Annotated in this window: 25 protein-coding genes; 11 read left to right on the top strand and 14 right to left on the bottom strand. The window is 69.7% G+C overall.

The window, feature by feature from the left end:
* Positions 1-11 precede the first annotated feature (11 nt).
* Entirely contained in the window at positions 12-1,412 is a 1,401-nt protein-coding gene (locus H7J89_RS13735; RefSeq protein WP_264044228.1) for a mannitol dehydrogenase family protein, read from the top strand.
* A complete protein-coding gene (locus tag H7J89_RS13730; RefSeq protein ID WP_264044227.1) occupies positions 1,409-2,800 on the top strand; it encodes an FGGY family carbohydrate kinase in 1,392 nt (463 codons plus the stop codon). The genes H7J89_RS13735 and H7J89_RS13730 overlap by 4 nt, the downstream gene beginning before the upstream one ends.
* Here H7J89_RS13730 and H7J89_RS13725 read toward each other — a convergent pair.
* Positions 2,797-4,287: a bifunctional phosphatase PAP2/diacylglycerol kinase family protein gene (locus H7J89_RS13725; RefSeq protein WP_264044226.1), complete on the bottom strand. Its 1,491-nt coding sequence runs from the start codon at positions 4,285-4,287 to the stop codon at positions 2,797-2,799. The two genes, H7J89_RS13730 and H7J89_RS13725, sit on opposite strands and share 4 nt — an antisense overlap.
* A gap of 28 nt (positions 4,288-4,315) precedes the next feature.
* Here H7J89_RS13725 and H7J89_RS13720 point away from each other — a divergent pair, with 28 nt between their 5' ends.
* Positions 4,316-5,101 carry a hypothetical protein gene (locus tag H7J89_RS13720; RefSeq protein ID WP_264044279.1) on the top strand — a complete coding sequence of 262 codons (786 nt, stop codon included), beginning with the start codon at positions 4,316-4,318 and terminating at the stop codon, positions 5,099-5,101.
* On the opposite strand, the gene H7J89_RS13715 is transcribed toward H7J89_RS13720, so the two are convergent.
* The 3 genes from H7J89_RS13715 to H7J89_RS13705 are packed head-to-tail and all read right to left on the bottom strand — an operon-like array spanning position 5,077 to position 6,798.
* The gene (locus H7J89_RS13715) at positions 5,077-5,748 is read right to left on the bottom strand and encodes a GAP family protein (RefSeq protein WP_264044225.1); all 672 of its coding nucleotides are present in this window, start codon (positions 5,746-5,748) and stop codon (positions 5,077-5,079) included. The two genes, H7J89_RS13720 and H7J89_RS13715, sit on opposite strands and share 25 nt — an antisense overlap.
* A gap of 10 nt (positions 5,749-5,758) precedes the next feature.
* Positions 5,759-6,430: a GAP family protein gene (locus H7J89_RS13710; RefSeq protein WP_264044224.1), complete on the bottom strand. Its 672-nt coding sequence runs from the start codon at positions 6,428-6,430 to the stop codon at positions 5,759-5,761.
* A 59-nt stretch (positions 6,431-6,489) separates the two neighbouring features.
* Complete coding sequence (locus tag H7J89_RS13705; RefSeq protein ID WP_264044223.1) at positions 6,490-6,798, bottom strand: hypothetical protein; 309 nt, start codon at positions 6,796-6,798, stop codon at positions 6,490-6,492.
* A 104-nt stretch (positions 6,799-6,902) separates the two neighbouring features.
* Here H7J89_RS13705 and H7J89_RS13700 point away from each other — a divergent pair, with 104 nt between their 5' ends.
* Positions 6,903-7,130: a hypothetical protein gene (locus H7J89_RS13700; protein WP_264044222.1), complete on the top strand. Its 228-nt coding sequence runs from the start codon at positions 6,903-6,905 to the stop codon at positions 7,128-7,130.
* A 132-nt stretch (positions 7,131-7,262) separates the two neighbouring features.
* Entirely contained in the window at positions 7,263-8,705 is a 1,443-nt protein-coding gene (locus tag H7J89_RS13695; RefSeq protein WP_264044278.1) for a glycosyltransferase family 39 protein, read from the top strand.
* On the opposite strand, the gene H7J89_RS13690 is transcribed toward H7J89_RS13695, so the two are convergent.
* A complete protein-coding gene (locus H7J89_RS13690) occupies positions 8,706-9,536 on the bottom strand; it encodes a glycoside hydrolase family 16 protein (RefSeq protein WP_067745461.1) in 831 nt (276 codons plus the stop codon).
* A 155-nt stretch (positions 9,537-9,691) separates the two neighbouring features.
* A complete protein-coding gene (locus H7J89_RS13685; RefSeq protein WP_264044221.1) occupies positions 9,692-10,711 on the bottom strand; it encodes an NADP-dependent oxidoreductase in 1,020 nt (339 codons plus the stop codon).
* 56 nt (positions 10,712-10,767) lie between these two features.
* On the opposite strand from H7J89_RS13685, the gene H7J89_RS13680 reads away from it, so the two are divergent.
* Positions 10,768-11,439, top strand: a complete 672-nt coding sequence (locus tag H7J89_RS13680; RefSeq protein WP_264044220.1) for a DUF3060 domain-containing protein — start codon at positions 10,768-10,770, stop codon at positions 11,437-11,439.
* Positions 11,440-11,442: 3 nt separating this feature from the next.
* On the opposite strand, the gene H7J89_RS13675 is transcribed toward H7J89_RS13680, so the two are convergent.
* From H7J89_RS13675 to H7J89_RS13660, 4 genes are all read right to left on the bottom strand, one after another.
* Positions 11,443-11,856 (bottom strand): Rv0313 family protein, encoded by a 414-nt coding sequence (locus H7J89_RS13675; RefSeq protein WP_264044219.1) that lies wholly within the window; start codon positions 11,854-11,856, stop codon positions 11,443-11,445.
* Between the two features lie 67 nt (positions 11,857-11,923).
* Positions 11,924-13,288: a DUF7159 family protein gene (locus H7J89_RS13670; protein WP_264044277.1), complete on the bottom strand. Its 1,365-nt coding sequence runs from the start codon at positions 13,286-13,288 to the stop codon at positions 11,924-11,926.
* Between the two features lie 153 nt (positions 13,289-13,441).
* Positions 13,442-15,367 carry an Hsp70 family protein gene (locus H7J89_RS13665; RefSeq protein ID WP_264044218.1) on the bottom strand — a complete coding sequence of 642 codons (1,926 nt, stop codon included), beginning with the start codon at positions 15,365-15,367 and terminating at the stop codon, positions 13,442-13,444.
* A gap of 157 nt (positions 15,368-15,524) precedes the next feature.
* A complete protein-coding gene (locus tag H7J89_RS13660; protein ID WP_264044217.1) occupies positions 15,525-16,748 on the bottom strand; it encodes a hypothetical protein in 1,224 nt (407 codons plus the stop codon).
* A gap of 38 nt (positions 16,749-16,786) precedes the next feature.
* On the opposite strand from H7J89_RS13660, the gene H7J89_RS13655 reads away from it, so the two are divergent.
* On the top strand, positions 16,787-17,428 hold the full coding sequence (locus H7J89_RS13655) for a TetR/AcrR family transcriptional regulator (protein WP_264044216.1): 642 nt from the start codon (positions 16,787-16,789) through the stop codon (positions 17,426-17,428).
* Between the two features lie 104 nt (positions 17,429-17,532).
* On the top strand, positions 17,533-18,021 hold the full coding sequence (locus H7J89_RS13650; protein ID WP_264044215.1) for a nuclear transport factor 2 family protein: 489 nt from the start codon (positions 17,533-17,535) through the stop codon (positions 18,019-18,021).
* Between the two features lie 6 nt (positions 18,022-18,027).
* Here the strand turns inward: H7J89_RS13650 and H7J89_RS13645 are convergent, their stop codons facing one another.
* Complete coding sequence (locus tag H7J89_RS13645) at positions 18,028-18,684, bottom strand: L,D-transpeptidase family protein (RefSeq protein ID WP_264044214.1); 657 nt, start codon at positions 18,682-18,684, stop codon at positions 18,028-18,030.
* Positions 18,685-18,743: 59 nt separating this feature from the next.
* Positions 18,744-19,421, bottom strand: a complete 678-nt coding sequence (locus H7J89_RS13640; protein ID WP_264044213.1) for a phosphatase PAP2 family protein — start codon at positions 19,419-19,421, stop codon at positions 18,744-18,746.
* Positions 19,422-19,503: 82 nt separating this feature from the next.
* On the opposite strand from H7J89_RS13640, the gene H7J89_RS13635 reads away from it, so the two are divergent.
* On the top strand, positions 19,504-19,986 hold the full coding sequence (locus tag H7J89_RS13635; RefSeq protein WP_264044212.1) for a mitochondrial porin family protein: 483 nt from the start codon (positions 19,504-19,506) through the stop codon (positions 19,984-19,986).
* Here the strand turns inward: H7J89_RS13635 and H7J89_RS13630 are convergent.
* Positions 19,970-20,254: a hypothetical protein gene (locus tag H7J89_RS13630; protein ID WP_264044211.1), complete on the bottom strand. Its 285-nt coding sequence runs from the start codon at positions 20,252-20,254 to the stop codon at positions 19,970-19,972. The genes H7J89_RS13635 and H7J89_RS13630 overlap by 17 nt on opposite strands.
* A 73-nt stretch (positions 20,255-20,327) precedes the next feature.
* Between H7J89_RS13630 and bluB the strand changes: the two genes are divergently transcribed.
* Positions 20,328-21,002 (top strand): 5,6-dimethylbenzimidazole synthase, encoded by a 675-nt coding sequence (bluB, locus tag H7J89_RS13625; protein ID WP_264044210.1) that lies wholly within the window; start codon positions 20,328-20,330, stop codon positions 21,000-21,002.
* A 38-nt stretch (positions 21,003-21,040) separates the two neighbouring features.
* Entirely contained in the window at positions 21,041-22,444 is a 1,404-nt protein-coding gene (locus H7J89_RS13620; RefSeq protein WP_264044209.1) for a sulfatase family protein, read from the top strand.
* On the opposite strand, the gene H7J89_RS13615 is transcribed toward H7J89_RS13620, so the two are convergent.
* Complete coding sequence (locus tag H7J89_RS13615) at positions 22,441-23,226, bottom strand: trans-aconitate 2-methyltransferase (protein ID WP_264044208.1); 786 nt, start codon at positions 23,224-23,226, stop codon at positions 22,441-22,443. The two genes, H7J89_RS13620 and H7J89_RS13615, sit on opposite strands and share 4 nt — an antisense overlap.
* Positions 23,227-23,326: the final 100 nt, after the last annotated feature.

Below are 23,326 nucleotides of genomic sequence, written 5' to 3'. Positions count from 1 at the left end.
AAGTTCCGGGAATGGAGCTGAGCGCGCGCAACCTGAGCGCCCTCAACATCCCCGTCCCGGCCTACGATCGCAGCCAAATCGGCGTCGGCATCGTGCATTTCGGCGTCGGCGGCTTCCACCGCTCCCACCAGGCCATGTACGTCGACAGGTTGCTCAGCGCTGGGCTGGCCCGGGACTGGGGAATCTGCGGCGTCGGCGTGCTGCCGGGCGACCGGCGCATGCGCGACGTGCTACGCGCCCAGGACTACCTATACACGTTGGTCCTCGAACATCCCGACGGCACCCGGCAGCCGCAGGTCATCGGCTCGATCGTCGACTTCCGTTACGCGCCAGAGGATCCCGAAGCCGTAATCGAACTGCTCGCCACCCCCGCGACCCGAATCGTCTCTCTCACCATCACCGAAGGCGGCTACCGCCCGCCGCTGAGCGACGTGTTCCCCCTGGTGGCCCAGGGACTGAACCGGCGGCGGAAACAGGGCCTGCCCTCCCCCACGATCGTCTCGTGCGACAACATCGTCGAGAACGGGAGCGTGGCCCGGCACGCGTTCATGTCAAGCGCCGAGCGGCTCGATCCCGCACTCGCGCAGTGGATGTGCGAGCACACCACGTTTCCCAACTCGATGGTGGACCGCATCACGCCGGTCACCACTCCCGACGTGATCGCCCGGCTGGACTCCGAATTCGGCGTGCAGGACGCGTGGCCGGTGGTCGCCGAGCCGTTCGCCATGTGGGTCCTCGAGGACCGTTTCGCCGACGGCCGGCCCCCGCTGGACCAGGCTGGCGTCCAACTGGTCGACGACGTGTCGCCGTACGAGGCGATGAAGCTGCGGCTGCTCAACGCCAGCCATCAGGGCCTGTGTTACTTCGCCTACCTGGCCGGCTATCGGCTGGTGCACGAGGCCGCCCAGGACCCACTGATCGCCGAATTCCTGGACCGCTACCTGGAATCCGAGGCGATGCCGACCTTGGTGCGCGTCCCGGGGCTGACCGACTTCAAAGCCGGGCTCATCCCCCGCTTCGCCAACGCCTACGTGCGCGACACCGTCGCCAGGTTGTGCGCCGACTCGTCCGACCGCATCCCGAAGTGGCTGCTGCCGGTGGTCGCCGACAATCTGCGGCGCGGCGGCCCGGTGCGGCTGGCCGCGGCGATCGTCGCCAGCTGGGCGCGCTACGCCGAGGGCGTCGACGAGGGCGGCCAGCCGATCAAGGTGGTGGACCGGCTCGCCGACACGCTCGTCCCGATCGCCCGCTCCCAGCGCGAGGATCCGGCCGCGTTTCTCGCCAACCGTGCGGTGTTCGGTGACCTCGTCGACCAACCCCGCTTCCTCGAGCCCTACCTGTGGGCGCTGGATTCGCTGCACCGGCACGGTGCGCGCGCCACGTTGCGGGCGCTCGTCGGGGCCGGCGAATGACGCTGGTCGCCGGCATCGACTCGTCGACGCAGTCCTGCAAGGTGCTGATCTGCGACGCCGGCACGGGCAGGGTGGTCCGCGAGGGCACCGCCGCGCATCCCGACGGCACCGAAATCGACCCGGCCGCATGGGAAGCCGCGGCCCGGGAGGCGATCGCCGCCGCGGGGGGACTGGACGGCGTCGAGGCCGTCGCCGTCGGCGCGCAGCAGCACGGCATGGTGTGCCTCGACGAGACGGGCGCGGTGGTGCGGCCCGCGCTGCTGTGGAACGACGTGCGTTCGGCCGACGCGGCGCGCGCGCTCGTCGACGAACTCGGCGGCCCACACGCATGGGCGCAAGCCGTCGGCGTCGTGCCGCTGGCCGCGATCACGGTGGCCAAGCTGCGCTGGCTCGCCGACCACGAGCCGCGGCACGCGGACCGCACGGCGGCCGTCTGCCTGCCGCACGACTGGTTGACGTGGCGATTGCGCGGTGACACCGACATCGCGGCGCTGACCACCGATCGCAGCGACGCCAGCGGCACCGGTTACTACGACGCCGCGAGCGGAGACTACCGCGTCGACCTGCTGGAGCTGGGCCTGCGCGGCCGCCGCCCGCGGCTCCCCACCGTGCTGGGCCCCTCTGGCGCAACCGTCAGTGGCACAACGACATTCGGTGCGGGCCTCGGGGACAACGCGGCCGCGGCGCTGGGCCTCGGCGCCGAAGAGGGGGACGTCATCGTCTCCGTCGGGACGTCGGGGGTGGTGGCCGCGGTCACCGCCGACCCGGTCCGCGACGACGCCGGCTTCGTCGCGGGATTCGCCGACGGCACCGGGCGCTACCTCCCGCTGGTGTGCACCCTCAACGGCGCGCGGGTGCTGGACGCGGCCGCCGCGATGCTGGGGGTCGATCACGACCAGCTGTCGGAGCTCGCGCTGGCGGCACCGCCCGGCAGCGCGGGGCTGGTCCTGGTGCCCTACCTGGCGGGTGAGCGAACGCCCAACCGCCCCAATGCCTCCGGCGCGATCCACGGCCTGCGGGTCGCGAACGCGACGCCGGCCAACCTGGCCAGGGCCGCCGTGGAGGGGCTGCTGTGCGCGCTGGCCGACGGCCTGGCCCACCTCGCCGCACACGGCGTCATCACGCGCCGCATCCTGCTGATCGGCGGCGGCGCCCGATCGCGGGCGCTGCGCGAGATCGCCCCCGCGGTGTTCGGCGTGCCCGTGCTGGCGCCGGCGCCCGCCGAGTACGTCGCGTTGGGCGCCGCGCGGCAGGCGGCGTGGGCGCTGAGCGGATCGCCACGACCGCCCGGGTGGAACCCGCCGCGGACCGACGAATACACCGCCGACCCCGCGCCCGAGGTGCTGGAGCGTTACGCGCAGGTGCGGGACTTGACCGAGGGGGCCTAGGCGCAGGGGCGAAACACCGGAAGCACCCGGTATTTGGCGGTGAAGCTGGCCTTGTCGTATTCGTCGCCGACCTCGCCGTCACACGCGATGACCGTCGGGCCGTCGACCGCGACGAAGCTGAATTCGGGCACCTGCAGCTCGTGATAGAGCGGGCTGCGCTCCAGCCGCCCCAGCGCGAGCGCGGTCAGGATCCTGGTCCGCGACCACCGCCGGCCCGCGTCGAGCATGCGGACATCGATCAGGCCGTCGTCCATCCGGGTCCGCCGCGACGGGGCGAACCCGGTCGGCAGGTACAGCGAGTTGCCGAGGAAGAACAGCGACGTCAGCAGCGTCTTGTTGTCGTACGAGATCCGGACGGGCTGGTCGTTACGCAGCGTGTGCACCATCGCGTACAGACCAGCCAGCGGCTTGCCGATGCGCTTCTCCAGCTTCTCGCGCTGCTGCACGAAAGTCGGATAGGCCCCAATGCTCGCCGTGTTGAGGACCATCTGGCTTTCGTTGAGGCACACCAGGTCCACGCACGACACGCTGCCGCGGCGGATCGCGTCGACCGTCTTGGCCACCGTGTCGCAGCCGATGTCCTTCGCGAAGTGGTTGAACGTGCCGGCGGGAAACACCGCCAGCGGCAGCCCGGCCTCGATGGCCACCCCCGCCGCGGCCGCCACCGTGCCGTCGCCGCCGCCGACCGCAAGCACCTCGGCGCTCGCGGCCGCGTCGCGCAAGACCTCTGCAGGGTCGTCGTCGGGGCCCAGTTCACGAATGTCCGCCTTCGGCAGCGCCTCGCGTACCTCGTCGACGACGCGGGCGCCGGTGCCGCTGCCCGATTCGGGATTGATCACCAGCACCACCCCGGAACCGTCGGGCCGTTCGGGCGTCTCGACCCGCAGCGGTTCGGTCTTGGGCAGGGCGGTCTCGACGATCGGCGGGACGAGCCGACCGCCCAGCACCGCCAGGCCCGCCCCGATGCCGAAGCCGGCGACGACGTCGCCCGGGTAGTGCGCGCCGGTCGCCACCCGCGACAGCCCGACCAGCCCCGCCAGCAGCGCCAGCCCGAAGCCCAGCATCGGATTCTCCAAACCGACCCCCACGGCGAACGCGGCCGCGCTGGCCGAGTGGCCCGACGGGAAGGAGTTCGACGTCGGCCGGCGGCGGACCTGCCTGACCAGCGGCACCAATTCGTACCCGGGACGCGGGCGGCGGCGGATGCGTTTGGCCACCTGGTTGGTGACCAGGCTGGTGGCCGCGAGGGTCACGACACCGCGCGTCGCTCCGCGCTGGACGCTCGGCTTGCCCGAGGCCATCATGGCGGCGGCGATGGCGAACCACAGCTTCGAGTTGTCGGCCGCCCGGGTCAGCGGCGGCATGACCATGTCCAGCAGCGGGGTGTCGGTCTCGGCGATCGCGTCGAAGATCTCCCGGTCAAGGGTGCCGAGCCCCTGGGTGATCTGTTCGATGCCGCGCGCGCGTCGCCTGGGCCGCCAGTTCATTCGCTACACCCTAAATTGGTTGGCGGACATGGACGCACCGGGCTACTTCGAGGCATGGCGGCACAACGCCGCGCGGCAGGGCGTGGCCCCGGACGTCGTCGCGGAGATCGCCCGGCGGCACGCCATCACCCCGGACACCTTTCGATCGCTCGGGCGGCTGGCCGAGATCAAGGATCCGGCCGGCAAAACCTTCTTCCTGCTGCCCCGGGGCACCAGCGGTGACGACGCCCGCGCGGCGGTGCTGAACACCTACATCCTCAACGCGGGCACCGGCTACGGCAGCAACCGGGCGTGGCGCACCGATTTCCGCCCGACACCCTACAGCGCGGCGGAAATCACCCGGATCATGTTGCGGCAGAAGGCAAATAGCTGGACCTACGCCCGCGACGTCGGGTTCGTCGACCGCAACGGCGGGCGCCTGGTGACGACGCCCAACGGCATCCTCATGGGCCTGGGTGGCAACTGGATCCAACGGCAGTTCTGCCGGCGGGCCGGCACCACGTGGGGCGACATCTTCATGGTCAACATGGGCGCCGTCACCGACCCCGCCGGGTGGCTTCGCCGCATCATCGAGTCCGGGCGCGCCTGGTACGTGCACGCCGACGGCGGGCCGGTGCAGAGCCGGCTCGACCTGGACCGGGTGCTGCACCACGAGGAGCGTCACTGCCGGCAGTGGGCGGCGAAGGGCTACGTGGGCATGCTGCGGGACTACGGCCGGGAGCTGGTCCGCGAATACGCCTTCGGCGCGATCAACCGGCTCGAGGAGGAGGCCGGCCTGACCGACGGCGGCTATAGGGCGTCGATTCCGTGGTAGAGCACCATCGCACCGATCAGGACCAGGACCGCCGCGAGCAGAGCGGCGTTGTTGCGGTCCATCCAGTCTTTGAGCTTTGCGAGCGTGTCGTCGAGACGGCTACCGGCCGCCGCGTAGGCCAGTATCGGGATCGCGACGCTTGACGCCGCGATGGCGACGAAGAACGCGGCGGCCACCCAGTCACCGACGAGGCCGAGCCCGGCGGTGCCGATGCCCAGGCCGGCCGGGATGCAGATGAGCACCACGTCCGGCCGCACCACGGCCAGCACCGCCCCCATGAGCCCGGCCCGGGCCGGGGTGATGGTCGCGAACGAGCGCATCCAGGCCGGCGATTCGGCGTGGCCGTGCCGCTTGAGCCATTTGTAGATGCCGTACACGATCAGCGCCGAACCCAGCACCACGCGCAGCCACGACGACCACCGCGGCGGCGACTTGTCCAGGCCGCCCAGCAGGTGGGAGGCGGCGACGGAAAGCGCCGTCAGCGCGGCGAGGGTCAGCGCCCAGCCGCTCAGAAACGCCAGGCCGCTGGGCCGCGGCCGCGGCGCCTGCAGCACCAGCACCGCCGGGATGACGGTGAGCGGCGACAGCGAGATGACCAGCCCAAGCGGAACGAGCCCCGTGAGCACGGTGCCCCAGCTACCTGCCATGGGCAGCAATCTACAGGGCGCGAATCCCGTTGTAGAGCACCATCAAACCGATCAGGACCAGGATGACGGCGAGCAGGGTGGCGTGGTTTTCCTCCATCCACCCTTTGAGGCGTTCCAGCGCATCGTCGAGCCGGTCGCCGGCGCCGACATAGGCCAGGATCGGGATGGCGACCGTGGACGCGGCGATGACGAGAAACAACGCCCCGGCGGCCAGCTCGCCGGGCGCGCTGAGGCTGCTGCTGCCGATGGCCAAGCCGGCCGCCGCGCACATGATCAGCACCTCGGGTCGCAGCACCACCAGCACCGCGCCGGTCAGCCCGGCGCGTGGCGGGCTGAGCGTGGAGAACGACCGCATCCAGCGCGGCATGCTGCCATGACGATGCCGGGTCAGCCACTGGTAGGCGCCCAACCCGATCAGCGCCGACCCCAGCGCCACCCGCACCCACGACGCCCACGTCGGTGGGGCCCTGTGCAGGCCGCCGAGCAGCGCCGAGCCGCTGACGAACACCGCGGTGAGGGCGGCCAGGCCCAGCACCCATCCGGCGAGGAAGGCCAGACTGGTCGGCCGCGGCCGGGGGGCGTGTAAGACCAGCACCGCCGGAACGACCGTGATCGGTGAGAGCGCGATGACGGCCGCCAGCGCGATGAGCTTGGTCAGTACCGAACCCCAACTTGCGTCCACGGGCAGCCATCATCGCATTGGCCCGACCCGGCCGCAGGGGTCCGGCGTAAGCGCCGCCCTCAGAACGCCTTTCGGCGCAACGTCCAGGCGGGCACCCAGTGCGTCACGGTTTTGCGCTGAGAGCCGTAGGCGACCGGGTAGGTCACCAGCCCCCACCAGTCGCCCTGCTCGCAGAGGCCCCAGCAGCTGAGCAGCCCCTCGACGACCTTGTGCAGCTGCAGCCCGTTGGGCTGATACCGGCCGGAGCGGTGTGGCTCGCGCGGGAAGAGCACCGTCAGGTCCACCAGGACCGTGATCGGGGGACGCACCACGCGGAACGGGCTCCGGACCGGTTGGCCGTTGTACCCGATGGACGCGAACTGCCCCATCGATCGATCATACGTTCGAATGGCGGACGTTTGCCGGATTCCCCATTTTCGATCCCTCACCCGGGCCGATCGATAGTCGGCTCAGCTACGAAGGGGAGGTCCAGATGAAGATGGCTTGCGCCGCCGGCCTATTGGCGTTTGCCGGGCTGCTCAACACCGGGGTGGGTGTGGCCAGTGCCGACGAAGTAGAGGTCGAAGGCAACTACTCGAGCCAGTCCGGTTGCGAGGCCGATGCCCCGCACGTGGAGATCACGCACAACGACCACCTCTACACCCATTGGGACTGCCGCCTGGGCTCCGACGGGTTCTGGCACGTCTGGTTGCTCAACTAGACCCGGAGGTAGTCGACCAGCGACGGTCCGGGGATCTGCTTCTGGCACCATAGCGACGTGCGGAACCCGCTTCGCCGCCCGCCGGCCGGGCTGGACCCGCTGCTGGTCGGGGTGCTCGCCGTCGCGCTGAGCATGGGCGGCGCGGGCCGCCCGTCTTTCTGGTACGACGAGGCCGCCACGATTTCGGCCGCATACAGTCGTTCCCTCGCCCAGTTGTGGCGGATGCTGGGCAACGTCGACGCCGTGCACGGCCTGTACTACCTGCTCATGCACGCCTGGTTTCAGGTTTTCCCGCCCACCGAGTTCTGGTCGCGCGCGCCGAGTGCGCTGGCCGTCGGGGGCGCCGCCGCGGGAATCGTGGTGCTCGGCAAGCAGCTCTCGTCGCGCACGGTCGCGGTGGCCTCGGGCGTCTTCTGTGCCGTCTTGCCGCGAACAACGTGGGCGGGCATCGAGGCGCGCCCCTACGCACTGTCGATGATGGTCGCCGTGTGGCTGACGGTGTTGCTCGTGCGCGCCGCACGCCGCGACTCCGGTTGGCTGTGGGCGGCCTACGGCGTCGCCCTGGTCTCGTCGATTGCGCTCGACGTGTACCTGGCACTGCTGGTCGGGGCGCACTTCACGCTGCTCCTCGTGTCCCGTTGTGCGCCAAGGGTTTTGCTGCGATTCACGATTGCGGCGACCACCGGGGTCTGCGCCATGGTGCCGTTCTTGGTGACGGTCGCCGGGCAGGCGCATCAAATCAGCTGGATCGCGCCGATCGGTCGCCGGACGCTGGAAGACGTCGTGGTGCAACAGTACTTCGAGCGCAGCCCCCCGTTCGCCGTGCTGGCGGCGCTGGTGATCGCGGGGGCTATTGCGTTGTGGCTCAGCAAGTCCGCGCGGCTGACGCGCGGCGATGGGCAGCTGCTGGCCCTCGCGGTGGCGTGGCTTGCCCTACCGACCGCGGCCATCCTGATCTACTCGGCGCTGATGCACTCGATCTACACCCCGCGCTACCTGACGTTCACGGCACCGGGGTTGGCGCTGATCCTGGGCGTCTGCGCCGCCGCGGTGGCCACCCGGCCCTGGCTGACGGCGGCCGTCGTCACCCTTTTCGCTGTCGCCGCCACCCCGAATTACCTTCTGGTGCAGCGAAACCCGTACGCCAAATACGGGATGGACTACAGCCAGGTGGCGGATCTGATCACCGCCCAGGCGGCACCGGGCGATTGCCTGCTGGTGAACGACACCGTGACATTCATGCCCGCCCCGATGCGCCCCCTGATGGCGGCGCGCCCCGATGCCTACCGCAAGCTGATCGACCTCACGCTGTGGCAGCGGGCGACCGACCGCAACGACGTCTTCGACACCAACCTGATCCCCGAGGTGGTCGCCGCGCCGCTCAGCCATTGCCGCGTGGTCTGGATCATCACGCAGGCCGACGAGTCGATGCCCGCCCACGATCGGGGGCCGGCGCTGCCGCCCGGCCCGCGCTACGGGGCGACCCCCGCCTTCGCGGTGCCGCACGATCTGGGCTTCCGGCTCGTCGAGCGCTGGCAGTTCAACCTGGTGCAGGTGTTCAAAGCGACGCGGTGATCACCAGATGCGGATGTAGTCGACGAGCATGGACGCCGGGAAGGTTCCCGCCGCCGGATCGCCGGCGCCCACCCCGCCGACCGCGAGGGTGAACATGGGCGTCATCCAGTAGCCGGGGATGTTGAACGGCCACCGGAAGTCGTCGGGGGCCCCGCCGGCCACGTGGATGGGCTTGTTGGGGACCTTGAAGTACTCTGCGCCGTCTCGCGAGAACTCGAAACCCTCTTCGCCCCAATGCATGCGCCAGGTGTGCCAGCCGCCGTCGACCAGACCGGGAATGGACTTACCCTCCCAGGTCTTGCCGTTGGACGCGGCGTGGACGGTGGTGCCCGGGGCCCACTGCCCGTTGCCGTACCACTCGAAGATGTCCACCTCGCCGTCGGGCAGCGGGTCCTCGTTGACGCCCCAGAACGAGGGCCACAGGCCGGGATACAGGCAGTCGAGCTTGATCCGCGCTTCCCACGTCTGATTGATCATGCTCCGGAAGTTGCCGCGCAGCTTGCCGCTGTAATAGGTGTTGCTCAGCAGGTCGTGGGTGGCGCACAGGACGAGGTTGGAGTGCCCGTCCTGGAACACGTTTTGGCGGTCGTCGCGATAGATGCCCTCGACCGGCGGGAAGACGTCGTCCTGCCAGGTCTGGATCGTCCACTTGCCGGGATCGGGAGCCGAGCCCGCCGGCCCGTCGAACTCATCGGCGAAGATGTAAGGGCCGCCGGGCCCGGCCGACGGGGGCGCCTCCGGCGCCGGCGGGGTGGCCCAGGCGCCCGGCAAGCGCATCGCAGCGCCCAGCATGCCGAGCCCCGAGATCAACATCATGCTGCGACGATCCATCTACAACCCACCAATCGTGAAAGCCGTGTTTCGACCCAAGCCCGCCACCCCAGGCAACTTTTGCAAACGGTGTTATGAAACCACGCGGCGGGGTGCCGCGCAGCCCACACCCGGCCCGTGGCGGCGAGTTTTTCCGTGCGGAGAAGGGTGCCGGCTCAGCGGGACGCCGGTTCGCTGAGCTTGACCAGCGTCTTGCCGATGTTGACTCCGGTGAACAGGCCGTTGAGGGCGTCGACGCACGATTCGATGCCGTCGAAGATGGTTTCCCGGTGCTTGAGCCGGCCCTCGGCCTCCCACTGCCGGAGCGCGGCGAACGCCTCGTCGAAGCGGCCCCACTGGTCCAGCGCGTTGAACCCCTGCATCAAGGCGGTCTTGGACAGCAGGTTCACGTAGTTGGCCGGCCCCGGGTGCTCGCCGGTGAGGTAGCTGGAGATGACGCCGCACAGGACGACGCGGGCTCGCGGGGCCAAGCGGCCCAGCACCGCGTCGAGGATCGGCCCGCCGACGTTGTCGAAGTACACATCGACGCGCCGCGGGCAGTGCTGCTTGAGCGCCGCCGCGAGGTCGTCGTTCTTGTAATCGATGCACGCGTCGAACCCGAAGTCCTCCACCACCGCCCGGCACTTCTCCGGCCCGCCCGCGATGCCCACCACCCGGGCGCCGGCGATCTTGGCGATCTGGCCCGCCACCGATCCGGTGGCGCCCGCCGCCGCCGAGACCACGACCGTTTCCCCGGCCTTGGGCCGGCCGATGTCGGTCATCCCGAAATAGGCGGTGGCGCCGGTCGGCCCGTACACCGACATGATCGCCAGCTGGTCGTCCTCGCCCGGGATGGGCGTGCTGAACACGTCGTCGCGGATGATCGCGTACTCCGAGAAGCCGGTCAGCGTGGTGACGACGTCGCCGACGGCGTAGGCATCGCAGCGCGACGTGACCACCTCGCCGATCCCGGCCGCGCGGATGACCTCGCCCAGCTGCACCGGCGGAAGGTAGCTCGGCTGGTCGTCGAGCCACGTGCGGGCGGCGGCGTCGATCCCTACGTAGGTGGTGCGCAGCAGCGCCTCCCCCTCCGCCGGTTCGGGCGCCGCGGTGGTGACCAGCTCGGTGTCGCCGGGCTGAACAAGCCCCGTGGGGCGGCGACGCAACAACACCTGACGGTTCGGCAACTCGGGCACGATGCAGAAACTACCGAACCGCCCGAAATCACCCGGGCGAATGGCATATTCAACCAATGGCCGCAGACGACGACCCGGAGGAGCGGATCCGGGAACTCGAGCGCCCGCTCGCCGACGCGGCGCGGGCATCCGAAGCGGGTAGCGCGCAGCCCGCCGCCCAGGCTTATTCGCCCGGGCCGGCGGGCCCTCCGCCGACGCCCCCGTGGAGCTATGGCGGCCCGTTCCCGGGCCCGCCGCAACGCCCCTCGGGCAACCGCATGTGGTGGATCCTGGGCACGGTCATCGTCATCGGCATGCTGGCCCTCGCCGGCGGCATCGCCGCCTTCGCGGCACACCAGCTTTCCGGGGTCCGCTCGATCATCAGCTCCCCGCCGACCATCACCGACATCCCCCCGGGCGGCACCGCCCCGCCGACCACGCGGACCAAGACGCCCAGGCCGTCGACGTCACCGGCCCCGGCGCCCGGCGACACCATCAGCGTCTCCGGGGCCGGCGAGAACCGGACGATCGCCTGCAACGACAACGTCGTCATCGTCCTCGGGGTGTCGAACACGGTGGTGATCACCGGCCACTGCACGAGGCTCGCCGTGTCGGGCATGCAGAATCAGGTCACAGTCGACGCCGTCGACAGCATCGAAGCCTCCGGCCTCAACAACAAGGTCACCTACCACTCGGGCACGCCGAAGGTCAGCAACGCCGGAAATTCGAACGTCGTCCAGCAGGGCTGAGACTCAGGAAGGCTCGCCGGGTTCCTCGCCGGGTTCCTCGTCGGGGGAATCGTCGTCGAGAACGCTGACCGCGATGCCGTACGGCAGGAACCGCACCTTGCGCTTGGGGTCGACGTTGTTCTTGTTGGCCCGCAGCGCGTCCAGCTCGGTCGCATAAACCTGTTCGACGTGAGCGCCGCCGTTGGCGTCCACCGTGTAGATGGCCCAGACACCGTCGCCGGCCTCGCCAGTGGTTTCGGGCTGCTGGCGGGGGCGCCGCGATAGGTCTTCGAAGAACGACGACCACCCGGTCCGGGCTCCTGGCGCCGCGACAAACTTGCTGACCCGCTCGAACATGTCGCGCAGCCCCTCGCTGCCCTCGCGGATCACTCGATCGAACTCGTCGGGATCAAATCCGAACGCACCGTATTCGCCCACACGACCTCCTCGCCGCTCATGCCGTCTCCGACCAGTGTGCGCGCACTCGCGGTCGTGCGCCACGCCCTCATGGCGCGGGCGGAGGCGGTGCCGGCGGGGTGATGGGAATCGGCACCGTGACGAACGGGAAATGCAAGTACATCGTGACCGGGGGCTGCGCGGGCGGGGCGGGCGCGGCGGGCGGCGGAGGCGGCGGGGCCGCCGGGGCCGGCGCGGGAGCCGGCCGCTGGACCGGCGGGGGCGTGTACTGCGGGGCGGGCCGGCTCGGGGCGCGGTAGACCGGTGCCGCCGGCGGCGGCTTCTGCGGTTGGGGCGCCGGCTGCTCGGCCACCGGCGGGGCCGGCTGCGGGGCGGCCACCGCGGTCGGGCCAGGGGGCGGCGGCGCGGGGGCGGGCGGTTGCGCCGCCGGCGGCGCGCTCGGCGGTGCGGCCGGCACCTGCTTGGCCGGGGTGGCGGCGCTGACCCGCGGGTTCTGCGGCGCGGTGGCTCCCGGCCGATCGGAGCCCAGCGAAAACAGCACCACGCCGGCCACCACGGCGGCGATCCCGGCCAGCGCGCTGCCGGCGAGGAACATGGGTCTGCGCCTGCGCGGGGTCACGTCGTCCTCGTCGGCGACGGCGCTGTAGGCCAGCGCGTCGGCGGTCGTGTTGCCCCAGACGTCCAGGTAGGTCGGGCCGATCGGTCGGGGACTCACTTCCCCGGTGCCCGGGTCGAGCGCGTATGCCAGGGCCGCCGTGGACGAGGCGAACAGCGGCGCGTTCGCCGACGCCAGCGCCGCTCCGCGGGCCAGCGCCATCTCCGGCTCCTCCGGGGCCGTCACCTCGAGCGGGGTCGCCGCCTCGAGCGCGGGCTTGACCGCCACGATGTCCGCACCGCAGCCCACCAGGAAGACGCCGTCCGCCCGGGCCCCCCGCGCACCCAGACCGGCGACCATCGTCGCCAACTCGGCGGCGAGCGGCTCTTGCCGGCCATGCGCCAGCTGCTGGCGGTGCAGGTCGACGATCGAACCGTCGGTGACGTCGACGACCGCCAGGGTCGCGGTCCCGGGCTCGACGAACAGCATCGCGATGTGCGCGTAGTCCAGGGCGGACCCGACCGTCTGGGCCAGTGCGGCCGCGGCCAGCAATGGGGACACCAGCATGACGTTGCCCATGCCGTGGCGGCCCATCGCATCCCGCAGCGCGCCGACGCCGGCGGGGTCCGTCCATGTCACTCCGGTCGACATCAATTGATAGCCGCCCGCGAGCGCGCCTTCCCGGGTGCCGTCGATCGCGGCAAGCACTTGGTCGACCGCCCCGGCAGCCACCGAATTCCCGCCGCCGGCGACCTCGAACTCGTCCTGTTCGACGGTGACACCGTCGGCGTTCTGGCCCTCGATGACCACCAGGCGGACCGTCTCGGGAGCCATCGAGACCCCCAGCACGATGTCCACGTACGCCTCCACAGTCCGCTGATTTGCTCCGGGATCCTCCATGAGGACACCACCGGATAGACCCCGCCCGACCGGGTGACACCAAACTACCCGCGCGGGCGCGGGCGCGCTCCTGGAGCGCGCTCAGCAGGGACGCTTCTGGCGGCTGGGCGGCTAGTAGCCCGGGCTCAGGAAGGGATTCTGGGAGTTCCCGGGGTACTGCGGGTACTGCTGCGGATATTGCGGATATGGCGTGTACTGCGGCGCCTGCGTCTGCGGGGCCTGCGTCTGCGGAACCTGGATCGGAATCGGCACCGGCAGCAGCGGAACGTGGATCCACTCGGTGGTCATCGGCACCGTCGTCGTGGGGGTCGTGGTGGTCGACGGCGGGGGCGGCTCTTCGCTCGTGGTCGACGGTGGCGGCGGGGGCGTCGTCATGGCCGTCGTGGTCGGCGCCTGAGTCGACGGCGGGGCGGTGTGCCGCGGGGTCCAGACCGGTGGCGCCTGAGTGGTGACCACCACCGGCGGGGGCGGCGGCGGTGAGGGTGGCGGTTCGGGCGGTGGCGGCGCGGGACTGGGCACCGGCGCGGCGCTGGGCGGAGGCGGGACGGCCGTGGGAGGTGGCGGCGCGACGGGGCGCGGGACCAGGGGGCTGGCCGGGGGCGCCGGCAGCGGCGCGACGCTGGGCGCGGGCGGGGCCTGGCGGTTTTCGAGGCCGGTCAGCGTGTAGGCCACGCCGCCGATGGCCGTCATGGCCACCAGGGCGGACATGCCGATGATCAACTGCGACAACCGAAGGCGGCGCCAAGGCCGGTCCGGGGGCGGGTCGATCACGTTCAGGCGCATCGACCAACCGGACGGGCCGTCTTCGTCGTAGGTTTCGCCGCCGAACCGCAACCGCACGTCGCCGGGGTATTCGGTCTGCGACCACGCCAATTCGCGATCCGTCAACGCCTCGTCGTCGATCACCAACACGTCGCCGGCACCGAGGTCGACGACCTCATTGGTGGCGTTGGCGGACGCGAGCAGGCCAATCGACGTCCGCGTGCGCAGGCTCAGCTCGTCACCGCGGGACGCCAGCAGCAGCGCGCCGCACGCCGCGGCGAGTGCGGGCTGCGACGGCGTCAGCACCGGGATGCGTCCGTGCACCGAAAGCCGTTCAGCGACAAGCGGAATGTGTGCGCCCCCGCCGACGGTCACCACCGCAGCCAGGTCCGCCCAGTTCTTGCGGTAGCGCACCAGCATGTCGTCGAAGGCGTAGATGAAGCCGGTCAGCCGATCGGCCATCAGGTCTTCGAGATCGTCGCGCTTGAGCGTGAAGCTGCAGCTGCGTTCACCGAGCTGGGCCGCGATTTCGGTGACCACGTCGATGGACAGCCGCTCCTTGGCCAGCCGGCACTGTTCCCTGAGGTCACCGAGTTGCCCCACGGCGGCCGTGCTGCCCGGGTCGATACCGCTGCCGCGACCCAGTTCCTCGAAGACCCGCAGCAGCAGCTCCTGGTCGATTTCGTTGCCGGACAGGGCCGCGTAACGCATTGTCGCGGTGACGAGTTCGAAATCCCCCGCGACATTAACCAGCGTGGCCGACGTACCGCCGCCACCGAAGTCCAGCAGCCCCACCACACCTTCGTCGGGGAGGCCGAGCTCGGACTTCACCGCGGTCAACGACGCGATCGCGTCCGAGACGAGCCGGGGCGCCATGCCACTGCGAACGAATCCCAGATGCGTCCGCAGACCGTCGCGCAACGCCTGCACCGTAACGGGTTTCCAGTACGCGGGCACGGCAATGGAGATCTCCGAGCACGACGCGTCCGCGCCGGCGGCGCGCACCATCGCGTCCAGGGCCTCCACCGTCAGCAGTTCCGGGTCGTGCGCGGACCCGTCAGCGGACACCAGCGCCACCGATTCACCGATGCGCTCGACGAAGCCCTTCATCATCACGCCGGGCTCGGCGAGATACGAATTCTCCTCGGACACACCGATTTCCGGCGCGCAGTGCGGGTAAAGCGTCAGCACCGAACGCCGGGTGACCGGTGGACTTTCGTTGCGCGCAGCGACCAGGTTCGTGGTCCCGATCGACAACCCAAGTGGGTCGTACATAGAGCGAAAACTTTCGTCTATAGGGGTCGGTGGCCAGCGTTAACCATATCCGCGGACACGCCCAAAACCGATGGCTTGCAACATCATCGGTATCCGTTCGATGCCACCTCGTCACCGAAGTGGTACCGCTGACCCCTTGACAAATTGACGCGGTTGCTTACACCACGGTCAGCGGCAGCGATCGTCTCGGCTCAAACTGGAATGTCGCTCCGCCGCTCACCTTTGTTACCGACACCTCGGGCAGTTCGGCGGCCGCGGCGTCGGTTTCGACCAGTTCCGCAGTCCAGTCGGTGTTCGTGCCGCTGACCCGGACCTCGATGTGCGGGTCGACGGCGGTGGCGATCGCCTGCAGCGGTTGCACCGATTCGGGTGAGCACAGCGCGATCCACGCGGCGTCGTCGTGGGCCGGCGAGCGGTGCACCACGAGCCGGTTGGCCGTCTCCGCGCAGACATAGCCGGCGGGGTTCAGCAGGGGGTGCAGTTCGAGCACCTGCAACACGCCCTCGGTGCCGCCCGGCAGCCCCAGCGCGCGGTGAATGCGCTCGGCGGCCACGCCCGCTATGCCGGTCAGGCCTTGCGTGCATACCGACACGGCCTGGGCGTCGTCGGCGGCGCGGGCGGTCACCGCGATGGCGAACGACAGGTAGAGCAGGTGCATCTGTAGACAGACCTCGTCGGCCATTCGGACCAGGGCCGAATGCGAGAAGCCGGCGAAGTCGAAGTCGGACAGCAACGGGCCGGAGTAATCCGCTTTGCCCTCGCCGGAGCGGTCGATCGGATCGAGTTCCCATGTGGCGGCTCGGGTTTGGCGCACGATGTCCAACGCGGGAATGCTCTGGGCCTCGGGGTAGGACTCGTCGATGATGACGGTCCACGCGCAGTGCGGCTGGCGGTCCTTCGGTGTCCGCGGTGGCCGGTGGATGGGGCGCACCTGGGCGCGGGCGTTGGTCGCCACCGCGGTGGCGTCGAAGGTCGGGTCCTCGATGGTGTGACACATCCCGAACACGTACTTCTCACCCATCGGCTCCACGTCGAGCAGCGCGCCGCAGTGGTCGAGCTGGAATTCGCCGTGCCAGCGGTCGTGCAAGGTGTAGCGGAAGTCCATGAATTGCGGTGGCGCGCCGATGTCGAGCTGCAACCCCTTGAAGATGGTCGGCACGTCGTTTCCCTCGAAGTTGAGGGCCCGCTGCATGCGCCGGGTGTAGATGGGGCTGGCGCCCGCCCACTCCTCGATGGCGATCTGCACCATCTCGTCGCGACCGAACGCGCTGATGCACCAGGCCATGCCCGAGCGGTCGATCAGTTGCCCGATCAAGAGCAGTTCGGGAACCAGGGCGGCCAGCTGCTCGCGGGTCAACCGCGCGTAACGGGATCGGCTCACGGCCCAAAAATAGACTTGGCTATGTTATAAAGTCAACAATGTCGATTGCTGCAGGTCAGGCCGGGGGTTCGGTTGGCCCCACCCGGCGCACCACGGCGCCGCGCAAGCGCGGCGACGACACGCGCGCGAAGATCATCGACGAGACGGTCCGCTGCATCACGGAGGAGGGCTTCGCCGCCGCGACCGCCAAGCACGTCGCCGAACGCGCGGGTGTGACGTGGGGCGTCATCCAGTATCACTTCGGGGATCGCAATGGCCTGTTGATGGCCGTCGTGGACGACGGGGTGGACCGGCTGATCGAGAGCCTGTCGGCGGCCGATGTCAGCGAGTTGCCGCTGCGCAAGCGCATCGAGGTGGTCGTCGACACCGCGTGGAGCTGCTACAGCAGCGCGACGTCGATGGCGGCGTTCGAGATCCTGCGGGCGACCCGCGGCGGGCCGGGCGAGTCCCCCCGGCGCCATCTGCTGGAGATGAACGCGGCCATCGGGCAGCTCGGCCGGCTGATCACCGACGATCCGGCGAATGCCGGTGTGGCCGAAGTCATCTGGGCCACGCTGCGGGGCGTGGTGCTGGCGCAGATGGTCACCGGGACCGCCATCGACTGGAGCCTGGAACGGCGCGCCCTGATCGACATGGTCACCCACTACCTGTCCGACGGTCGGGGCCACCGGGACACTTGAACCACGCACGAGACACGCCGCACGAGGTGACCGTGGCTCAGGTCTCGGCGACGGCTCTTCGATGCGAGCGCAGGCGGCTCATCGCCGTGTGCTGCAATGACCGGATGAGCACCCTCACCCTCGACGAACTGGCCGATATCGAGGCCATCAAGCACGTCAAGTACCGGTATCTGCGCGCGCTGGACACCAAGCACTGGGACGACTTCGCCGACACGCTGGCCGAGGACATCAAGGCCGACTACGGGCCGTCGATCGGCAACGAGTTGCACTTCACCAACCGCGACGACCTGGTCGAGTACATGCGTACGTCGCTGCCCGCCAACGTCATCACCGAGCACCGGGTGACCCATCCGGACATCGTCGTCGACGGCGATACGGCAACGGGCAGTTGGTATCTGCAGGACCGGGTGATCGTCGCCGACTTGAACTTCATGCTGATCGGTGCGGCCTTCTACCGCGACACCTACCGGCGCACCGACGCCGGCTGGAAGATCAGCGGCACCGGCTACGACCGAACCTACGACGCCACAATGTCGTTGGAGGGCATGAACTTCACGCTCAAGCCCGGTCGCGCGCTGGCCACCGACGCCTGACCCCCGCTACTTGGTGATGGCGATCACCGCGCCGGGCCGCAGCCATTTCATGATCGACACCAGCTGAGCGTCGTCGACGGCCACGCACCCCTCGGTGGGTTTCCCGTCGGTGGTGTGGAAGAAGAACGCCGAGCCGCCGCCCGGGGTCTTGTTCTTGTTGACTCCCATCACGACCGCGTGCTTGTACTGCGGGATTTGCAGATTCTCGCTTTCGGCGGTGTTGAACGGGCACTGCGCCTTCTGGCACACCTGCATGGAGTTGAAGGTGGGGCTGTGGTCGTCGCCGCTCCACCAGTGATTGGCGCCCACCTGGGTATACGGCAGTCCGGTACCGGGGTTCGGCGCGGTGCCGAAGGCGGAATCCAGGGTGTACACGCCCATCGGAGTGGCCGGCACCCCGCTCTTGGCCTGGGGTGCCATCCCCTCCGAACCGACATGGGTGGGAATCCCGGTGCGCAGCGCCTGCCACCCGGCGGCGGAGCGCTGATAGATGTCCATGGTCGCGTTCGACCCGCCGGTGCTCATCACCGAAACCACCTGTGTGGCATTGCCGACGGCGTCCGCGAACCAGGGGGCACCCGCCGCGGCACTCATCGGCGCCAGCGCCAGCGACGCGAAAATTGCGCACGCCGAAGCGGACAGCGAAGCGAGCAGTCGGCGCATGACCTCTATCGTCAAGCCCCCGCAGCGCGGGGTCAAGTAAAGCTTTAGACCCGGTTAGGTCACCGCGCCGTGACCAAATCCCCCGCGCCGCATGGTTTTCGGGAGGAGGCCGGGCTCGGTGGCCGAATCACCGTGAAACACAGCAGGAAATACAGGTAGCCCAGCGACCAGCCCGCCAACACATCGGACGGGTAGTGCACGTTCAGCGCCACCCGCGAGACCCCCACCGCCAGCGCACTCAGCGCGACCAACGCGACCGCACCGCGGCGCACCGCCCGGTTCATCGCCGGCAACACCAGGGACAGCGCCGCGAGGAGCGCGGCCGTCGCCTCCAGCGCGTGCCCGGACGGAAACGACGTCTCGGCCGCGGCCACCAGCATGGTCGGCGGACGCGGCCGGTCCACCAGCGTCTTGGCTCCCAGTGTGACCAGCCCGCTCAGCGGCGCACACGCCAACAGCAGCAGCCCCGCCCGCACCTTGCGCATGACCAGGGCGGAGACCGCCGCCACCGTGCCCAGCACCCGCAGCGGGACCGGGCCCAGCGCAAAGGAAACGTCCGCCCAGAACCGCACCCAGAACGGGTGTTTGACCGCGGTGTCGCGCGCGGCGTCCAACAGTGACCAGTCCATGCGCTGCTGCCAGTGCCAGTCCTGCGAGTAACCCACCCACATAAGCGCGTACACCGCCGCGGCGGCCAGGGCGACGGACAAGGCCGGCATGGTCCGCGCTCGAGTCATACCCCCACGGATACCAGCTGCGCTCCGCGCAGCGTCCGGCGGCCTGACCACGGCCCCGCCCGACCCGGGCCATACTGGCGTCATGGCCGTATTTGTCCGTAGGTTGTTCGGAATCGGCAAGCTGCCCGACGACGTGTACGCGCAGGTCGAGGCGGAAGGCCTTATTTACCTTGCCGACTACGTCCCGGTGACCCGGCGATTCCGCGGCGCCATCCCCGGCGTGCGATTGCCGCACAGCGTCGCCGGCTACACGGGTTCGCTGGTGTTCAGCTCCGAGCGGGTGCTCGCCACGTTGTCCATGTTGCCCAGGCTGGCCGGCCCGACCGTCGACGTCCGCTGGGACGCGGACCACAACGGTTCGGCGCAGGTCGAAATATCGTCGACCGGTCTGCAGGTCGACGTCGACGTCAATCGGGTCGACCCGAAGTTCAGCGGCGAACTGTCGCTGCACTACAAGGTCGCGATTCCGGCCGACGTGCTCAGCGCCCTTCCGCGGCGGTCGCTGGCCTTCGACATGCCGCCCGACTACGTCTTTCGCGCGGTCGGCGTTACTTATAGTCCGTGACGGTCATCCGCGGCCAGGGCGGCTGCCGCAGCACCGCGAGGCTGCCGATCACCGCCGCCAGTAGGCCGGTCATCACTCCGATCAGCGCGATTCGATTCCCGTCCACGGCGGGCGTCCAGGACGCCTCGCCGTTGCGGACGACGAAGACGCCGCGGGGTTTGACGACGGGGATCACGGTGGTGCCGTCCGGTGTCTGATAGGGCTCGCCGTACACGCGGCCGGCGGCGCGGTCGCTGGGCAGCTGGTCAAGTGCGTCCAAGGGCTTCACGGCACACTCCTTTCTCGGGTGTTCGCCGGGTCCGCGCTGCGGACAGGGTTCACGCTAACTCGGATTTCCTACGATGACTCCCGTGAGCGAGCAGGGCTTCAGCCCGCAGGAGCGACGGGCCGTCTATCGGGTGATCTCCGAACGACGGGACATGCGCCGGTTCTCACCCGGCGTGGTGGCCGAGGACGTGCTGTCCCGCCTGCTGCAGGCGGCCCACGCGGCGCCCAGCGTCGGCCTGATGCAGCCGTGGCGTTTCATCCGGATCACCGATGACGGGCTGCGGCGGCGCATCCACGCGCTCGTCGACGAAGAGCGCCCGCTCACCGCCGCGGCCCTGGGCGAGCGGGGCGAGGAGTTTTTGGCGCTGAAAGTCGAAGGCATCCTGGAATGCGCCGAGCTTCTGGTGGTGGCGCTGGGCGACGACCGGGAGCGGCACGTGTTCGGCCGGCGGACGCTACCGCAGATGGACCTCGCCTCGGTGTCGTGCGCGATCCAGAATCTGTGGCTGGCTGCGCGCTCCGAAGGCCTTGGCATGGGCTGGGTTTCGCTGTTCGACCCGCACCGGTTGGGGGCCCTGCTCGAGATGCCCGCCGGGGCGGAGCCGGTGGCCATTCTGTGCCTGGGACCGGTGCCCGAATTCCCCGACCGCCCCGCGTTGGAACTGGACGGCTGGGCCGTCGCCCGCCCGCTCTCGGAGTTCGTCTGCGAGAACCGCTGGAGTCGGCGCGCCGAGGGTCCTCCCAAGTAGCTGCGGTATCGTCGCCGGTCGCGGGCAAATTGGAGAGGGTGACGCAATTGGCGCCGGGCGAAGCAGCCGACCGACAGGACAACGTGCTGATCGTGCACTGGCACGACCTGGGGCGTTATCTGGGCGTCTACGGCCACCCGGACGTCTCCAGCCCCCGGCTGGACCGCCTTGCCGCCGAGGGCATCCTGTTCACCAGGGCGCACGCCACCGCGCCGCTGTGCTCGCCGTCGCGCGGATCGCTGTTCACCGGCCGCTACCCGCAGACCAACGGCCTCATCGGGCTGGCGCACCACGGCTGGGAATACCGCAGCGGCGTGCGCACCCTCCCCCAGATATTGACCGACGCGGGTTGGTACTCGGCGCTTTTCGGCATGCAGCACGAGACGTCCTACCCGCAGCGGCTGGGCTTCGACGAGTTCGACGTGTCGAACTCGTACTGCGAGTACGTGGTGGACAAGGCGGGCGATTGGTTGCGTGACGGCACCGAGGATCTCGGGGCCCAGCCGTTCCTGTTGACCGCCGGCTTCTTCGAGACACACCGGCCCTATCCGCGGGACCGCTACCAGCCGGCGGACACCGCGGAGGTCGACCCGCCCGACTACCTACCCGACACCCCCGAGGTGCGCGGCGACCTCGCCAGCTTCTACGGGGCGATCGAGACGGCCGACGCCGCGGTCGGCCGGCTGCTGGACACGCTGGCCGAAACCGGGCTGGACGCCACCACCTGGGTGGTGTTCTTCACCGATCACGGTCCGGCGTTCCCCCGGGCGAAATCCACGCTGTACGACGCGGGAACCGGCATCGGCATGATCATCCGGCCGCCCACCGGCCGGGCCGTGACCCCGCACGTGTACGACGAACTGTTCAGCGGCGTGGACCTGCTGCCGACGCTGCTGGGCCTGCTGGGCCTCGACGTTCCCGACGATGTCGACGGGGTGTCGCACGCGCGCGCCCTGGTCGCCCCGGACCCGCACACCGTCCCGGTCCGGGACCACGTGTACACGACGAAGACCTATCACGACTCCTTCGATCCCATCCGCGCGATTCGCACCAAGGAATACAGCTACATCGAGAACTACGTGCCCCGGCCGCTGCTCGACCTACCGTTGGATATCGAGGAGAGCCCGTCCGGCGTGGCGGTGGCACCGTTCGTCACCGGCCCTCGCCCGGAGCGCGAACTCTACGATCTGCGCACCGATCCCACCGAGACCACCAACCTGCTGGCCGGTGACGTCGCGGGTGCGGACGAGATCGCGGCGGATTTGGCTGTCCAGCTTCATGATTGGCGCCAGCGCACCGGTGACGTCATCCCGTCGGAGTTCGCCGGCACCCGCATCTCGGCGCGTTATACCGAGACGTATCTGCAGATTCATCGGATGAAGCCGACCTCCCGTTCGGCGATAGCTGCCGAACGGGGCATCGAGAAGGAAGCGAGCCGTTAGCCGGCGGAGCGCCGCGAGCCGCCGACCTCGGCGACGATGAACACCCGCCGGAACGGGAAGATCGTCGTGCCGTCGGCGCGGGGCGGGTAGGCGTCGTCGAGCAGCGGGATGAGTTCCTCGCGGAATCGCTCCCAGTCTTCGGCGCTCAGCCGCTCTCGCACCGGAACCAGCGCCGTCCCGGTGATCCATTCCAGCACCGGATTGTCACCGGACAACTGGTGCAGGTAGGTGGTCTCCCAGACGTCGACCCTGCATCCGGCGTCCAGCAGCAGGTTGGCGTACTGAATCGGCGGTTGCACCACGGCACCGACACGAAATGGTATGTCACGCATCACTTTTGCGTAGGGCTCACGCCGGGCCAATGTCCGCACCGTGGCGTGTGACGGCGTCTCGAAGTTGCCGGGAATCTGGACGGCGATCCACGAGCCGGCGGGCAGCTCGTCCACCCAGCGGACCAGCAGATCGGCGTGCTCGGGCACCCAATGCAGGGCGGCGTTGCTGACCACGACGTCGGTATCGGGCTTGGGTTTCCAGTCCCGCAAGTCGCCGACGACGGCGTCGATGCCGCGTTCCTTTGCCGCGGCGACCATCTCCGGCGAGGTATCCATCGCCTCGATCACCGCTTCCGGCCAGCGCCGCGACAGGTACTTGGTCAGGTGGCCGGGCCCGCAACCGAGATCGACGACCCGCCGGGCCCGCTCGGCCCCCACCCGTGACAGCAGGTCGTAGAAGGGCCGGCTGCGATGATCCGCAAAGGCCAGGTAGACATCTGGATCCCACATGTCGGTCCTCCTGATCAACGCGCCGTCACTAGTCGGCAGATAGACCAACCGTATTACCGCATGGCGCCCCGGCGCCGCCCAAGTGGCCCGGGAGCGGCGC

The organism is Mycobacterium paraffinicum (assembly GCF_025822865.1).
GTDB classification, from domain to species: Bacteria; Actinomycetota; Actinomycetes; order Mycobacteriales; family Mycobacteriaceae; genus Mycobacterium; species Mycobacterium paraffinicum.
Note: the sequence above shows the minus strand (reverse complement) of the source record. Positions and strands in the feature narration are given on the sequence as shown.

What these genes read in the sequence shown, in the direction of transcription:
- H7J89_RS13735 (WP_264044228.1), top strand. Translation starts at nt 12, where the DNA reads ATGGAGCTGAGCGCGCGCAACCTGAGCGCCCTCAACATCCCCGTCCCG.
- H7J89_RS13730 (WP_264044227.1), top strand. Translation starts at nt 1,409, where the DNA reads ATGACGCTGGTCGCCGGCATCGACTCGTCGACGCAGTCCTGCAAGGTG.
- H7J89_RS13725 (WP_264044226.1), bottom strand. Translation starts at nt 4,287, where the DNA reads ATGAACTGGCGGCCCAGGCGACGCGCGCGCGGCATCGAACAGATCACC.
- H7J89_RS13720 (WP_264044279.1), top strand. Translation starts at nt 4,316, where the DNA reads ATGGACGCACCGGGCTACTTCGAGGCATGGCGGCACAACGCCGCGCGG.
- H7J89_RS13715 (WP_264044225.1), bottom strand. Translation starts at nt 5,748, where the DNA reads ATGGCAGGTAGCTGGGGCACCGTGCTCACGGGGCTCGTTCCGCTTGGG.
- H7J89_RS13705 (WP_264044223.1), bottom strand. Translation starts at nt 6,798, where the DNA reads ATGGGGCAGTTCGCGTCCATCGGGTACAACGGCCAACCGGTCCGGAGC.
- H7J89_RS13700 (WP_264044222.1), top strand. Translation starts at nt 6,903, where the DNA reads ATGAAGATGGCTTGCGCCGCCGGCCTATTGGCGTTTGCCGGGCTGCTC.
- H7J89_RS13695 (WP_264044278.1), top strand. Translation starts at nt 7,263, where the DNA reads ATGGGCGGCGCGGGCCGCCCGTCTTTCTGGTACGACGAGGCCGCCACG.
- H7J89_RS13690 (WP_067745461.1), bottom strand. Translation starts at nt 9,536, where the DNA reads ATGGATCGTCGCAGCATGATGTTGATCTCGGGGCTCGGCATGCTGGGC.
- H7J89_RS13680 (WP_264044220.1), top strand. Translation starts at nt 10,768, where the DNA reads ATGGCCGCAGACGACGACCCGGAGGAGCGGATCCGGGAACTCGAGCGC.
- H7J89_RS13665 (WP_264044218.1), bottom strand. Translation starts at nt 15,367, where the DNA reads ATGTACGACCCACTTGGGTTGTCGATCGGGACCACGAACCTGGTCGCT.
- H7J89_RS13655 (WP_264044216.1), top strand. Translation starts at nt 16,787, where the DNA reads ATGTCGATTGCTGCAGGTCAGGCCGGGGGTTCGGTTGGCCCCACCCGG.
- H7J89_RS13650 (WP_264044215.1), top strand. Translation starts at nt 17,533, where the DNA reads ATGAGCACCCTCACCCTCGACGAACTGGCCGATATCGAGGCCATCAAG.
- H7J89_RS13645 (WP_264044214.1), bottom strand. Translation starts at nt 18,684, where the DNA reads ATGCGCCGACTGCTCGCTTCGCTGTCCGCTTCGGCGTGCGCAATTTTC.
- H7J89_RS13640 (WP_264044213.1), bottom strand. Translation starts at nt 19,421, where the DNA reads ATGACTCGAGCGCGGACCATGCCGGCCTTGTCCGTCGCCCTGGCCGCC.
- H7J89_RS13635 (WP_264044212.1), top strand. Translation starts at nt 19,504, where the DNA reads ATGGCCGTATTTGTCCGTAGGTTGTTCGGAATCGGCAAGCTGCCCGAC.
- bluB (WP_264044210.1), top strand. Translation starts at nt 20,328, where the DNA reads ATGACTCCCGTGAGCGAGCAGGGCTTCAGCCCGCAGGAGCGACGGGCC.
- H7J89_RS13615 (WP_264044208.1), bottom strand. Translation starts at nt 23,226, where the DNA reads ATGTGGGATCCAGATGTCTACCTGGCCTTTGCGGATCATCGCAGCCGG.